The sequence below is a fragment of the Flavobacteriales bacterium genome (genome assembly GCA_016704485.1).
Lineage (GTDB): Bacteria > Bacteroidota > Bacteroidia > Flavobacteriales_F > PHOS-HE28 > PHOS-HE28.
The window spans coordinates 455847-470903 of sequence record JADJAA010000001.1 but is presented as its reverse complement, the minus strand read 5'-3'; the positions used below and the strand labels follow the sequence as shown (position 1 = coordinate 470903).

At 48.4% G+C, this 15057-nt stretch carries 11 protein-coding genes, 1 pseudogene and 1 riboswitch; of the genes and pseudogenes, 6 read left to right on the top strand and 6 right to left on the bottom strand.

Translation table 11 applies throughout. From position 1 onward, the window contains the following. The first annotated feature begins 115 nt into the window (after positions 1-115). Positions 116-370 (top strand): hypothetical protein, encoded by a 255-nt coding sequence (locus tag IPF95_02070; GenBank protein MBK6473478.1) that lies wholly within the window; start codon positions 116-118, stop codon positions 368-370. A 105-nt stretch (positions 371-475) separates the two neighbouring features. On the opposite strand, the gene IPF95_02065 is transcribed toward IPF95_02070, so the two are convergent. Further along, positions 476-1390: a class I SAM-dependent methyltransferase gene (locus tag IPF95_02065; GenBank protein MBK6473477.1), complete on the bottom strand. Its 915-nt coding sequence runs from the start codon at positions 1388-1390 to the stop codon at positions 476-478. Between the two features lie 405 nt (positions 1391-1795). Here IPF95_02065 and IPF95_02060 point away from each other — a divergent pair, with 405 nt between their 5' ends. Beyond that, complete coding sequence (locus IPF95_02060) at positions 1796-2641, top strand: methyltransferase domain-containing protein (protein MBK6473476.1); 846 nt, start codon at positions 1796-1798, stop codon at positions 2639-2641. Between the two features lie 142 nt (positions 2642-2783). Here the strand turns inward: IPF95_02060 and IPF95_02055 are convergent, their stop codons facing one another. From IPF95_02055 to IPF95_02035, 5 genes and pseudogenes are all read right to left on the bottom strand, one after another. Then, positions 2784-3668 (bottom strand): hypothetical protein, encoded by an 885-nt coding sequence (locus IPF95_02055; GenBank protein MBK6473475.1) that lies wholly within the window; start codon positions 3666-3668, stop codon positions 2784-2786. Beyond that, positions 3665-5476 (bottom strand): T9SS type A sorting domain-containing protein, encoded by a 1812-nt coding sequence (locus IPF95_02050; GenBank protein ID MBK6473474.1) that lies wholly within the window; start codon positions 5474-5476, stop codon positions 3665-3667. The genes IPF95_02055 and IPF95_02050 overlap by 4 nt, the downstream gene beginning before the upstream one ends. Before the next feature lie 80 nt (positions 5477-5556). After that, a pseudogene (locus tag IPF95_02045) lies at positions 5557-6322 on the bottom strand (IS5 family transposase). A gap of 88 nt (positions 6323-6410) precedes the next feature. Next, entirely contained in the window at positions 6411-7673 is a 1263-nt protein-coding gene (locus IPF95_02040; GenBank protein ID MBK6473473.1) for a hypothetical protein, read from the bottom strand. Between the two features lie 5 nt (positions 7674-7678). After that, complete coding sequence (locus IPF95_02035; protein MBK6473472.1) at positions 7679-9067, bottom strand: SprB repeat-containing protein; 1389 nt, start codon at positions 9065-9067, stop codon at positions 7679-7681. 33 nt (positions 9068-9100) lie between these two features. Between IPF95_02035 and IPF95_02030 the strand changes: the two genes are divergently transcribed. From IPF95_02030 to IPF95_02015, 4 genes are all read left to right on the top strand, one after another. Next, entirely contained in the window at positions 9101-9241 is a 141-nt protein-coding gene (locus IPF95_02030) for a hypothetical protein (GenBank protein MBK6473471.1), read from the top strand. A 437-nt stretch (positions 9242-9678) separates the two neighbouring features. Beyond that, positions 9679-9805, top strand: a riboswitch (SAM riboswitch). A gap of 100 nt (positions 9806-9905) precedes the next feature. Continuing rightward, positions 9906-10907 (top strand): homocysteine S-methyltransferase family protein, encoded by a 1002-nt coding sequence (locus IPF95_02025; GenBank protein MBK6473470.1) that lies wholly within the window; start codon positions 9906-9908, stop codon positions 10905-10907. A 56-nt stretch (positions 10908-10963) separates the two neighbouring features. Then, positions 10964-13681 carry a methionine synthase gene (gene metH, locus IPF95_02020; GenBank protein ID MBK6473469.1) on the top strand — a complete coding sequence of 906 codons (2718 nt, stop codon included), beginning with the start codon at positions 10964-10966 and terminating at the stop codon, positions 13679-13681. Between the two features lie 52 nt (positions 13682-13733). After that, positions 13734-14963, top strand: coding sequence for an OmpA family protein (locus IPF95_02015; protein ID MBK6473468.1), 1230 nt, complete (start codon positions 13734-13736; stop codon positions 14961-14963). Positions 14964-15057: the final 94 nt, after the last annotated feature.

Here is a 15057-nt window from a genome sequence, read left to right as displayed (position 1 = left end):
GATCTCGTCCCGTGCGGCTCTGCTCCCGATCCTGCTCTCACATCAAGTTAGCTAAGACGTGATAGCGCTTGCCATCGCAATGTTAGAAATTTAAAGAATGTATATTTGATCTCCCATGATCACCAGGTCAATTCTCTTTGTTGTCGTCGCGATATTCATCCTCATGCCGGATTTTGCTTTAGCACAGGGCTGTTCCATGTGCAAGGCAGTGGTTGAGAATGGTGTCAGTGGTTCCGGACCAGGCACCATTGGCCACGGCCTCAATATGGGAATTCTGTATCTGATGGCTGTTCCCTATTTGTTGCTCTTCTTGTTGTTCCGCAAACGCATTGTAGCGTTCTTCAAGGAATTCGCAGGAGCACAAGGTTGAAAATAGGATCAGCGCACTAGCTTCCCAGCGGATCTCTGGCCATCCAATGGTTGATTTTGCAGTTCGAGGGAAGTCGCGGTTTCAAAGTTCTCAATTCTGAATTCTTCATTCCCGAAGGGTTAGCGCCACTTCAATAATATTCACGGCAAGATCCTCCGCGGATCCCACTTTTCCTTTGAAACAAGAAGGATAACGGCGTACGGTCGGCAGGTCCTCCAACCACGTGAACTCTTCATTGGTGCAGACCACGGCAAGGTCACTAACGCTCTTCCATAATTCGCGGAACTGCTGCACGGACCATTGGTTGCAATGAGCTGGGTCGATCTCTTCAAGCGAGTTTTTCCTTAAGTACCCGTTCATCACCTCCAACGGAAAAAGGAACTGGCAGTACGGAACCGGAATGCGATCATAAGCATGCAACCCTTTTGCTGAAGCATACAACGGCCCGAATCGTAGGATCACATGTCCTCCGGGTTTTGTAACGCGAAGAGCTTCACGAAGTACGATTTCCGGGTGTTCAAAATGTTCAAAGGCATTGAATGAGTAGACCACGTCAAAGAATCCATCCGCGAAGGACATAGCGCTTGCATCCATCGCAGCGAATTGCACACCAGCATGCCGAGCACGTGCATCAAAACCACTGTCGGTAAGGTCTACACCCCAACACGATCTGCCTTGTCGTTGCAGCGCTGCTGCGGTCATGCCATCGAAGCACGCGAGGTCCAGGAACGTTTGCGCAGGTTTGCCGTTCAATTTGTTCAGCACGAATTCCGCACGCTGTTGCCCCCGCTCTTCAACAGCATTTTCGTCGTATCCATAAGGTGTAGGAAATGTGAACTCAATACACAACTGCTCTAATTCATCGGCAGAAAGCCATTCCGGTGAAGTAGGAGCCGTGTCAAGAACGAGCTGGAGATCGGTAATTGCCCGACCCTCCTTGCGTCCGCGCCAATTGCGGATGATCCCAAGAACCGGGTCAGGGACAAGGTTCCGTAAGAACGTCTTAGCGTCGGTGGCCATTCACGAGGGGAAGGTAGTAGATCGACAGGATCCCTATTACGGGACGCAGGGCTATCGGTTCTCCAACGCTCCTCCTTACCTAGGGAATACTAATTGTGAATTTGTTCAGCCGCAAAGGAGTCATCTTAGAGTTCCTGCTTCAGCGCGGGTCATTTAGGCATTTGATTACTCAGTATCTGTGTCCATCAGTGTCATTCCGGGCTACGACCCGGAACATCTGTGGTTCCTTTTTCTTGCTACATGCGCGGGTCGGTGACCCAATAACCCTTTGCAAGATAGCAGTGGTTGATTTTAATTCGAGATCGGCCTACTTTGCCGCCCGGATCGGACAGGTGTACTCTCACAAGGGCCTGCTTATCATGCATAAGCGATGATGCATGTGGTCCTGGAAAAACAACAGATCAGATGGCGAAATTGAATTATTTGAATGTTGGTTGCGGAAACAAAACGCACACCGATTGGGTCAATATCGATATGGCCTCGAACTCACCTGATGTGATCGTTGCGAACATTTTGAAAGGGATGCCATTCCCGGACAATACGTTCGATGTGGTGTACCACTCTCAGGTCCTGGAGCATTTTCCAAAAGAGCGAGCACATGCATTCATTAAGGAATGTTGTCGGGTATTGAAACCGAACGGGATCATTCGTGTAGTGGTTCCGGATCTGGAGAACATTGTGGACGAGTACAAGAACTACCTCAATAAATGTTTGGAATCACCGAGCGAGATGAACGAAGCCAATTACGATTGGATGATGCTCGAGATCTACGATCAGACGGTCAGGAATCAAACAGGTGGCAATATGGTGGAGTTCCTCCGGCAACCGAAAATGATCAACGAGGATTTCGTAATTGGTAGAACGGGATTCGTTGGCAATGATATCCGGTCCAGCTATTTAAGCGGAGGTGGCGGAAGGTCGGTCTCGGACACGTTGAAAAAAGCATTTTCTTCCATGTTCATGTTCAAGAAGGCCGTGAATTTCGGAGTAAGCAAGCTGCGTCAAAAACTGAACCCCTTCCGATCCACGAATTCAAAGGTCGGTGCATTCCGGATGGGCGGTGAGGTTCACCTGTGGATGTATGACCGGTTCTCGCTGGCACGGCTGCTCAAGGAATGTGGCTTCGAGAACGTTTCCATAGTGAGCCCCACCGAGAGCAGAATACCAAAATGGAGCGATTATGAATTGGATGTAAAAGGCGGGTTTGTCCACGATCCGACATCCTTATTCGCAGAAGCGGTAAAGAAGTAGTTCCGTACAACTCTGCACGCTGTATACCGTTTCGCCATGTTGATCTCCAAACTGTCATCCCACACTTCGACGCTTGGACCGAAGTGCATTCCATCCATTCACCATGTCATTCCGGGCAACGACCCGGAAAACTCATCACAATTCACCTTGCCACAACCAACCGAACCACTTGTGCGTAGTTCCCTAAGCCACCCATAAAGACCCGCGCCACATAAACCCCTTCTGGCTCGCCGCCAAGGTCTACGCTGGTACCGAAGGTTTTCAACACTTCGCTGCCAAAAGCATCGTACACTATAATGCGTTTGGGTTGTTTTAGGTTGAAGGTGAATAGGGCTGCTGAGGGGTTGGAGGAAGGACGAATTGCATGCAAATTATCTTCCTCAACAATGTCCGTTACGGTGAAGCAACTTCCCTGTTGTCCGGCCAACTGGCCGTACATGATGGTATTATTAAGGCTCATGCAGCTAAGTGAGTTGTAGCCCGATACTGATCCGCATCCGCACGTAGATACTAAACCTCCGCTACCGCCTATACCTTGAACCCAGAAGTCCACAGCTGGTGGCCCCATTATTAACGTAGATATGCCAATTTGCCTATGAGCGCTGCCTGCTATGAACAGTGTATCCACAGAGCTAACGATCATATCAAACAAGCCAGAAACAGCAAACCCATTTACATAAACATCGAAAATAGTGTCACCAACAATAACGTCAAAATCATAAAGCAAGTGTGTTTCATTATCTGTTGTGTGGTAAAACACTTGTCCATTACCATTGTCCCGTATAGCACCGTAGTACGTATTAGATGGGTGGAACCTGAGTTTTCCGAATTCTTGACCATCAATTAACGTATCGTTATCATATTGCAAATACAAATCGTATGAAGCTACTTGGTTTGGACCTTCGAAAGAGCCAATAGTCCATTTTGCAGATGAATCAGGAAAGGCATCAAACTGTGAGAGTAAAGAGCAAGGAATCGAACTTAACACAAGCGATATTGATAAATTAATAGGTATTTGATTCCTCATTGCACTTGGACGTTGCAATTGAATACATGACCAGAGCTATTAATGACGCGAACAAAATAGCTGCCTGGTATGTCTGGCATCTGAACCATCCAGTTATTGGAAGAGTGGCTCACAGTTCTGATTGCCAATTGTTCACCCAGAATATTGAAAATGTGCACGGTCACAATCGTATTATTGTCATCTAAAAGTTCAATATTGACTTGACCATTGCTTGTTGGGTTAGGATAAATCCATATGGTCTTATCGGTTGGTAGGTTAGACCTCGAATTTGTGCGCTCCGGATTATTAGTTAGTATTAAGTTGTTCTTAAAACTGTTGCCAGATTCGCTACAAGGATGAATAAACGCATGGAAGTGCGAACCGCCCACTGCACTAAAACCCGGTTGAAGATGTATCTCATTTCCTGCGCGGTATGAGATATTATGATTGTCTGGCACAATGGCAATAGAAGTTACGACGTTCTGCACCTCCAAAAACAAATCACCTGTATAAGTTCCCGATTCAGCAGCGTCTATCAATCCAGGACAATATAGGTCGTGCTCCCATACCCCTCTACCAGGGAGGGAAGCACGAATTTTATTGGCAACATAGTTAATGTCTAGGTCACGTATCGAGATATGTGGCAAATCCGGACCGAACAACACCCACCCAGTCCCATCATTTTGGTAGTCAACATTCGTGTAAAAAACACCCACGTCGGTGCCAAAGTAGATGCCGCCATTACTTCCACGCTCCAAACAAATTTGTCCTCCTCCAGCGCTTGGAAGGCTCGTTGATCCGGTTCCTGTAAGATCAGTCTGATATCCGGGAGTGCCAGGTGCTAGGTTATAATCCATTCGATAGAGCATCTCGGTACCACTGGCTGATGGTGTATATCCGAGCGAAGAACTAAATCCATAATACACTACATTGGGGTCATGGTTGTCAACTACAACATCCCCGATCCAAAGATTATAGTTTTTTTCAATCAACTGACCTGCGTTATCAGGGTCAGGGTCTGGGATTAAAGGTAGAGGCATAACTTCCCAGCTATTCAAAACTGAAGATGCACCAGCACGTGCTATAGTAGTTCGCAAGATACGCTGTCCGGAGTGCGAAGGTGCCGGAAAATAGAGTTGAGCGTTCACATAAAGATATTCTGGATTAGTGGGTGCAATATGAAGTCGAAAAAGACCAACAGGAATGCCAAAAAATGAAGGTAAATCAAACACGGTTTCAAACGAGTTGCCGTTATCAATTGTTCTTTTGATTTTACTATGAGAAAGTACATAGAAGATATTTGGTTGTTTTGGGTCCATTACATTGTGTGTATCCCATGCGGTTGGAATTCCACTGACTCCAATTTCAGATACACCATAATCAATACTGCGTTTGAACCAATAATTTGCTTGGCTGTGCCAATAAATATTGCTACCCTGAACAGGGTCAATCATAGGGTGCTGCCCGTCAAATCCGCCTAATTGCCACCAATTCGGCTGCCAATTTGGCCCAAAGTTACCGTCCGAAAGAATGCTGCCATCATGGTATAATCCTATTGCGATACGTCCTGGCTCAGAATAGGAATTTGATGTGCCGAAACAATCTGCGACACCAAGGCCTTTTCCTTGAAAATCCCAATTCACGCCTCCATCCGTTGATCTATTGATACTGCCATGGTTGGCCATCCAAATCTCGTCGGCATGTCCGGGTCTTTCTACAAAATCCTCAACATCGACATGGTATTGCTCGTGGTTTGGGCTACTAGAGTAGTAACTCGTAATGCTTCCATTGTCGTACGTGAAATAATGGTCTTCATTGGTTAAATACACCTTATTTTCATCTACACGGCTTACTCCGAATCCATGGCCGTCACCGTACCACGTTCTGAAACCGGAATGTAGAAGCCATCTCAAAAATAACTTTTGAGAATTATCATTACGCAAGCCAACTGCACCATGCCTAAGAAGAGGTCTGCATGGTATTCATACCGAACGAATGTACGGCGCGAGTTAAACAACCACGCGAACAACCTTTCGACCTTCCAGCGGCGTTTGTAGCGCCGTAATTCCCGTCCATCTTGATGCACTTGTCGTTTTCTGTTACTCCTGTGCGGACATACCAGTTGGATTCCGCGTTTCTTCAATGTGCGTCTTAGTTTGTCACTGTCGTACGCCCTGTCGGCGATCACACGTTTGGGCTTTATGGCACACGAACGGATCGTCCTATCGGCTAGCTTTACTTCATGGGTGCTGGCGCTAAAGGCCCGTACGGTGAGAGGAATACCAACAGCGTCTGTGACTGCCATGATCTTGGTGCCTTTCCCTTTCTTAGTAGGTCCAACACAAGCCCCCCTTTTTTGGCACTTGCGAAGGTGCCATCGATAAAGCATTCGGTAATGTCGATCTTCCCTCGATCGCGTAGATCTGATGCAAGAGCATGCAGCAGTTTATCCCAAGAACCGCTCTTGCACCAGTGTTTGTGGTACCGATGGCAAGTCTGGTATGGCGGGTATCTGCCAGGTAGATCGCCCATGGTGCACCGGTCCGGCATATCCACAAGATCCCGTTAAGCACCGCACGTGGATCTTGTCTGGGCCTGCCACGTGTTTCGCTCTTATGAAAAATACTTGTAAGCGGTTTTTCCAACACTTCCCATTGCTTGTCGCTGATGTCCATCGCTTTTCTTAGCGAAGTACATTGCGCCAAAGAAGAAGATCAACTGGAACATTAAAAAGTTGATCAAAGCCCAGTGTTCATAGATAACTTAGGCAATGCTTATTTTTGAGATTCCTTCTAGTAAAGAGCCCAATCCAGTAATGGTATTAGTGTATTTAAATAAATTATCATTATAAAGGCTGCCTGTTCCTGGAGCGTCAAAATTGTCTAGTTGAACCCATAGAGCGTTATTGTTTGCTGGGCTAACCTCCAATGTAATCAACTCGTACATATTATCTGTCTCCTCATATGTTTCCCAATCGTCTGTTGGTATATTAGGCACCGGTGTCCAATTTTGGCCACCATTAACCGATTGCAAAACGGTCCAAAAATTAACAAAATGTTCAGGGTCGTTGGGGTCTGGACCATGAAATTTTACAGATATATATATATGTTGGCTATTGCCAGGTTCCATTTCCAAATCTTCAATATGTTGCGAATTATCGAAATCGTATATACCGTAAATTGGGTCTGTTGGATTCGGGAGGACAATTTTAGTCCATAGCGGGTCATCTCCATTCGCATCTAGTGTACGGTACAAACCTTTTGTCGTGGCGGCATAAAGCACATTTGGGTCGCTGCCATCGGTATGTAGCTTTTTAATCATTGCCCAGAAGTCAAAGTCACTTTCGTCAGCTATTTGCTCCCATTCCTGATCCGTGGGGTCGTAACGATGTATACCGCCTAATCGACCTAGCCAATTAGAGTTGGCGGCGAAAATCACATCACACGTTCCTACTTTGAAAACGGCATGTCTACAGCCACTGTAGGGCCATGAATCACTTCCCGCATTGCTCCATTGTGACATTGTGCTTATATCTCTATAAAACAAGCCACCTGAAGCAGAACCACACAGGGCTATATTTCCTCCTGCATCTGCATCACAAAAACTAATAAAATGGATTGGTCCAATACCAGCCTCGGAGTTTTGATTACCTGGGCTAATAATCGGATGGCCACTATTGGGCTTATCGATTGGACCAATTTCATGCCAAGAATCCAGATTGCTTTTTGGAAGGAGTTGTTTCGCTTCTAGAGCCTGATAGGATGCTTTTTTGGCGATTTCGAAATCCTCGATAGTCTTACCGGGCGGTATTCTTGTTGACCAATACTCCTCCCAACGTTTGAAGTTGGAGTATTTCCCACCCTCCCCAAAAACTTCAGAATTCGTAGGATCACTTATTAAAAGATTTTCATAAAAACATTTTAGTTCACTTCTAACTTCGAAAAAATCTCTTTCTGCACAATCCACATCAAATTGCCCAACACAAAATCGTGGGGCAAAAAGCAATAAAGCTCCTAGCGTTCTCATGATGCTTAGGGCTTTACAAGTTGTTCAACATCCCCCAACCGCTTCTCCATCAAGCCCAACCGTTCCTCCAACTGCAATATATAGATGGCTTGTTCCTCAACCACCCGCAACAGATCCGTCTGCATTTTACCCACTTCCAGACCACCTTTTGCAGCAACCTCTGCAGCGCTCGGTATTCCGGGCAGGTGTTTTTCTTTGAATAGGAATTCACGTAGTTCGGCAAGTGGCATCAGGTCGTATTCTGATTCGAATACATAATCCGGCCATGCACCTAGTTTCACGAGCACATCGCGGCAAACAATGCCATTTTCTACAAAGAGCGTATAGTCTACTATAGGGCCGTTTGGTGGGCCGGTTCCAATTCCCACTTTACCATCAGCAGTAATTACCATGCGGTTCACATTGTTGGTCATAAAGTGGAGTGGGGCATCATTGGTTGAGCCGAGTACATGTCCCGGTCTAACATGGTTTCCACACATCAACCATGGCCAACTGGCACCAATTGGGCAGCCTGGCTTAGGTTCCTGAATGTATGTTAGATAGTCGTTACTGCCTATCTTCATAATTGCACCGGTCGAGTCCGCCATGAGCAAGCTATACCCGGAATCAAAACTTAGCGATTTCGACCGCAGTGTACCGTCAGCCCCTATACGCAAGCGTTCACGCTCGTTGGTCCTGAAAGAGAGATCCGTGCTATCTAGTGTTCCAATATATTGGCTATTAGGATCGGTATCAATATTGCCTCCCATTTTCCAGTCGTCACTATCAGGCTGTTTCAGAAATATAGGTTCCGACTTCTGTATGCATCCATTTGCATCGGTAACTTTTACATTGTAATTTTGTGCCCCTAGTCCCGAGCGGTTCTGCGTGGTTACACCGTCACCCCAAGCATACGTGTAGGATGGCACCCCTTCTGTAACTGTTACCTCAATGCTGCCGTTGTAACACTGGTTGCAACTGATATTGGTGCCCTCTGGATACCGGTATGGTACCGCTAGTACTTTCAGCGCCTCAGGTTCGGTCAATGTGATCGAAGCATCTGCGGTAAGCAAGTTGGCATCGAGCACTGTTACCTGATAGTATCCTGCGGGAATTGACAGCAGATCCTCTATCGTATCCCTGGAAGTCCAATGAAATGTATATGGTGCGGTACCTCCAGTTACAGTTAGATCAATGGAACCGCTCTTTCCCCCGAAACATCGAATGTTGTATCCATTGTAGTCGCTTGGCGTAAGCGTAAGGGTCAATTGTGCTTGGGCGTGCAGGTTGCCGGAAGAATACAGGCAGGCAAGTACCATGATCGGGAGCAGCAGCGCATGCACGGTTCGGTCAAGCCGAAATGCGAATGCTAAGCTGCGAGGTGCGAGGTGCGAGGTGCGAGGTGCGAGGTGCAAGGTGCGAGGTGCGAGGTGCGAGGTGCGATCGACATGGAAAAGGATGTATTAGACGGTGAAGGTGCAAGATCAATTCGCTATTTGCAAATTTTGGCAAGAATTTTTGGTTGGGGTTTCAAGAATTTTTGTATGCAACCAGATCAACCAGTTTCTGTTCTTTGCTTTGCAGAATAATTTTCGGCCAATTACTTGGATGACGAATATTTTTTTGGCTTGTCAAGGGTGGTATGTGGAATGTTTCTGGCACATACCATACCATCAAGTCCGAGAGGCCTGATCTTCTAATTTACTGATCTGCGTTGATCATGCCTTTCAGCGTCATCCCGCAGAAGTAAAACGCGGGAGCGTTCCAAACTCTTCGACCAAGCAGGCGTTCCACTTTCTGATCGTCCGATGTTCTGATCCGTGCTGATCATAACCATCATAAAGATCAGCGCCTGCCTGCGGTAGGCAGGTTCCCTCTTCGACCAAGCAGGCGTTCAATTTTCTAATTTTCTGATCATCTGATCCTACCATCCTCCCATTCTCTGCCACTAGGACTTCGAGCTTCGCAATTAGGACTTCGAGCGGAGCCGAGAAGCCCTACCTTTGCCCCCTCGTTCTTTTCGTTTCGCTTATCAAGAAAGGCAGAGGGTTTTGGCCCGATGAAGCCTTGGCAACCATTCGTAGCAATGCGTTTAAGGTGCCAATTCCAATCCCGCAATACCGCAGAATATGCGCGTAGGGAACAGATGAGCCGTGATCAAGAAGAACCAGCGCTAAGCGTTGTGAACCTTGTCCGGACATCCGGATGGGGTTTTTTTATGCGATGACGGGGCAGAATAGAACGAGATATGACATGAAGAACATCGAAGAACTTGCTCAAGAACGCATCCTTATTCTGGATGGCGCCATGGGCACCATGATACAGCGACTGGGACTTACCGAACAGGATTTCCATCCGCCGGGTATGGAAAAGCACGAGATCCTCTTGCAAGGCAACAACGAACTGCTCTCGCTTTCAAAACCGGATGCCATCCGCAAGATCCACGAAGAATACTTGGAGGCCGGTGCCGACATCGTGGAGACCAATACGTTCAGCGCTACCACCATTGCACAAGCAGAGCACAAGTGCGAACATCTGGTTCGCGAGTTGAACATCCGATCGGCGCAACTGGCCAGAGAAGCGTGTGCGAAATATTCTGCGTTGGATCCAAATAGACCGCGTTTCGTAGCAGGTGCCATCGGTCCAATGAACAAGACCGCATCCTTGAGCCCGGATGTGAATGATCCTGGTTTCAGAGCTGTAACGTTCGATCAATTGGTAACAGCGTACAGCGAGCAAGTGGATGCGTTGTTGGAAGGCGGCGTTGATCTATTGTTGGTGGAGACCATCTTCGACACACTCAATGCAAAAGCTGCATTCTATGCGATAGAGGAGGTCTTCGAAAAGCGCAACCATCGCATTCCCATCATGTGCAGCGTAACCATCACCGATGCGAGCGGCAGAACATTGAGCGGCCAAACGATCGATGCGTTCATGATCAGCATGGCACATGTGAAGCTTTTCAGCATGGGATTGAATTGCGCGTTGGGTGCGGCCCAGATGCGACCCTATTTGGAAGCGATCGCTGAGCAGGCCAACTGCCGCGTAAGTGTTTATCCGAATGCCGGCCTGCCCGATCAAATGGGTGAGTACCGCGAAAGCCCGGAAGTTACAGCGAAGCTTGTTGGGGAGTTCATGTCAGAAGGCTGGTTGAACATAATTGGTGGCTGCTGCGGCACCACGCCACCGCACATTGCGGCACTAGCGGAAGAAGCCAAAAAGCACAAACCAAGGCAGACTCCAGCATTCGCATAAAGCGCATCGGTTCATTTCATTTTCTGATCGTCTAATTTTCTGATCGTCTGATCAAAATGTCCATCCCAACCTACTCCGGCTTAGAGCCGCTCCGCATTTTCAAGGAAAGCAACTTCGTCAACATCGGCGAGCGCACGAACGTTACCGGTAGTGCCGCTTTCCGCAAACTGATCAAAGCTGGCGACTACGACAAAGCCGTCGAAGTGGCACGTCAGCAAGTTGAGAACGGAGCGCAAGTGATCGACGTGAACATGGATGAGGGCCTGATCGATGGCGTGCAGGCCATGACAAAATTGCTCAACTTGATCGCTGCCGAACCGGACATTGCACGTGTTCCGGTGATGGTGGACAGCAGCAAGTTCAGCGTGATCGAAGCCGGATTGAAATGCCTGCAGGGCAAGGGCATCGCGAACAGTATCAGTCTGAAGGAAGGGGAGGAGGAGTTCCTACGTCAAGCCAAGATCGTTCGTCGGCTGGGTGCGGCCGTTGTTGTAATGTGTTTTGATGAACAAGGTCAGGCGGATAATTTCGAACGCAGGATCCAGATCGCGCAACGCGTGTATGATCTGCTCACGAAAACCGCTGGCTTCCCACCGCACGACATCATCATCGATCCGAACATTCTAACAGTAGCGACGGGTATGAGCGAACACGATCGCTATGCCATCGAATACATCGAAGCGGTGAAATGGATCAAGAAGAATCTGCCCGGTGTATTGGTGAGCGGTGGTGTGAGTAACGTGAGTTTCAGTTTCCGAGGGAATGAACCTGTTCGCGAAGCGATACACACGGCATTTCTGTACCACGCCATTCAGGCAGGAATGGACATGGGCATTGTGAACGCGGGCCAGATCGGTGTATATGATGACATTCCGAAAGACCTGTTGGAACATGTGGAGGATGTATTGCTAGCGCGCAGGCCCGATGCCACGGAGCGCATGGTGACCTTTGCGGAGCGTTTCACCGCAGCGCCCACTGCAGAAGTGATCGCACAGCAGGCCGCTTGGCGAGAGGGTGATGTAACGGAACGCTTGAAACATGCATTGGTACATGGTATTACGGAGTACATTGAGATCGATACGGAAGAAGCGCGACTTGCATTGGAAGATCCAGTAAAAGTGATCGAAGGTCCGTTGATGGCCGGAATGAACGTGGTAGGTGATCTCTTCGGAGCCGGAAAAATGTTCCTTCCACAAGTGGTGAAAAGTGCGCGTGTAATGAAGCGTGCCGTCGCTTATTTGGAACCCTTCCTTCAGGCCAAGAAAGATAAGGATGCACTTGCTCCAAAACCAGAAGGCATTATACTGGGAACACGCAAGGAAGGTGCAAGAAAGGTTCTGCTTGCGACAGTGAAGGGCGACGTACATGACATTGGCAAGAACATCGTGGGGGTGATCCTCGCATGCAACGGTTGGCAGGTCATCGACCTCGGTGTGATGGTGCAGAGTGCCACGATCCTGAAAGCCGCGAAGGAGATGCAAGTGGACATCATCGGGTTGAGTGGATTGATCACACCATCATTGGATGAAATGGTGCATGTGGCCAAAGAGATGGAGCGTGAAAAATTCACCATCCCACTCTTGATCGGCGGTGCAACAACAAGCCGCGTGCATACTGCTGTGCGTATTGAACCGCACTACAGCCAACCCGTAGTGCATGTCATCGATGCGAGCAGATCCGTCCCTGCCGTGAGTAAACTGTTCAGCGAGAATGAGCGGGATATTTACCTGAAGGATATTAAAGCAGAGTACGCCCAGGTGCGCACCCATTACGAGAACAGCCAACGCGCTAAGGAATATATACCGATCGCAGAAGCGCGTGAAAAGAAATTCGCGATCGACTGGACCGCTGAACCACCGGTGTTGGCCAAGAGCACCGGGGTATTCCAATTCAAGAATTTCCCGATCGAACAGTTGGTACCCTATATCGATTGGACACCATTCTTCATGGCTTGGGAGCTTGCGGGTAAGTTCCCGAAGATCCTGGAAGATGAAGTTGTTGGGGAGCACGCCACGAAACTGTATGCTGATGCGCGTGCCATGTTGGATCGCATTATTAAGGAGAAGTGGTTGCAAGCCAATGGAGTTGCCGCGATCTGGTACGCTAATTCCGTAAATGACGACGATGTGGAGCTCTACGCTGATGCATCACGCCAAAAGGTCGTCGGTCGTTTCCAGACCATGCGTCAACAAAGCAAAAAAGCACCGGGTGTGCCGTACATCGCTTTGGCTGACTTCGTTGCTCCGAAAGATGTGGCTCCGGATATGATGGGTGGCTTTGCGGTTACCACGGGCCATGGCGTTGATGAACACGTAAAACGATTTGAGGAGAACCATGATGATTACAATGCGATCCTTCTGAAAGCATTGGCCGATCGTTTAGCGGAAGCGTTCGCTGAGAAGCTCCATGAAACCGTGCGCAAAGAGATCTGGGGATACGCACAGAAAGAGCAGCTCAGTAATGATGAGCTGATCAAGGAAAAGTATGCTGGGATCCGGCCGGCACCGGGCTATCCAGCTTGTCCGGACCATACTGAAAAGCCCGAACTGTTCCGGTTGTTGGATGCAGAGAGACATACGGGCATAAAGCTCACCGAGGGCTTGGCCATGTGGCCTACGGCAGCAGTAAGTGGATTCTATTTCGCACATCCACAGAGCAAGTATTTCGGCGTGGGCAAAGTGTCTGCGGATCAAATAGCGGATATGGCCGCCAGAAAAGGAAAGGATAAGGAATGGATGGAGCGGTGGCTGGGTAGCAATCTGGCATACGGATAGCACTTGGCCCGGAAGGTGAAACCCAGGGCATTGTTTTACGTATCAACGCCTTGTGAGAACATTACGCCTAACCCTCTTCTTGGCACTAACGCTTCTGATAACAACGGTAAATGCTCAAGTGCGACCGTTCACACAGGAGAATGGTGATTGCACGGGTGCGATCTACATTCCGGACTCATTCTACGTGAATGATCAGGCGGTCCGTGGTTTTGGCAATGTACTGGAGATCAAGGAGAATCCATTCGAGGATAAGCAATGGTTCGAGCGGGAACACCATACGACTTGGTACAAATTCAGAGTGCCGGTGGCATGTAACCTCACCTTCGATATCATACCTAAGGACATCCGCGATGATATCGATTTTCTGGTATTCGAAGGAGCCATTCCCGGTATCTGCGATAAGGTCATCAATAAACAAGTGGTACCCCTGCGATCCAACATTTCCCGTAACGATACCACTATCAGGTCCATGTGCGGGTTGAGTAAGAGCGCAACAGAAAATTACGTACGTAGCGGCCTTGGCTCCAGCTACAGCAATTCCATGAAGACCGAGGCCGGTCAGCTATTCTATTTAGTGGTGGACCAAAGTGAGCGTCCCAGAGCTGGCTATACGATCCGGTTCCACTATGACCCACCACCACCACCTCCGGAACCAGAAGTAGATGAAAAGAAAAAGCAGGCATTGGAGATCCATGTCATAAGCGCGGTCAATCGCGAGCCGCTCATGGCGAAGATCACGATCGATGGTCTTAAGTTCGATGAAGTGGTAGAGGCCAAAGGGCGATCCAGCTACAGCTTTGAACTGGATTTCTACCGCAGTCTGAAGATCGGTTGCGCGCGTAAAGGGTATATGTTCAGTACCGTTAGGGTGAAAGGCAACAATGAGCCGATCAATCGGGTAGAGATCAAGCTGGTTCCCATCGCTCCTGGTGAGCAAGTGATCCTGGACGATATCAATTTCGTTGGTAATGAATCCAAGGTGGTACGAAGTGCAGAAGCCTCGCTTGTCCTTTTAGCGCGTTTCATGCAAGAGAATCCCACTGTGAAGATAGAGATCCAAGGCCATGTTAACGGGCCAACATTCAAGAATAAGAAGGAATTCATTGAGCTCAGTACCTCGCGTGCTCAAGCCATATTCAACTATCTCTTAGTGAATGATATAGAACCCGATCGCATGACATACTTGGGTTATGGGAACTCCGCAATGATCTATCCGGAGCCGACCAACAAGGAACAAAGCGAGGCCAATCGGCGTGTTGAAGTGAAGATCACGGGGATGTGATCTCCGCCCGCACCGTTCTGCCACCGTTCATCATATGGGCTTGGTATGCCGGGAACTCCCCGGTATTTTTGTTCGCTCCGGTAGCTAACTGAAT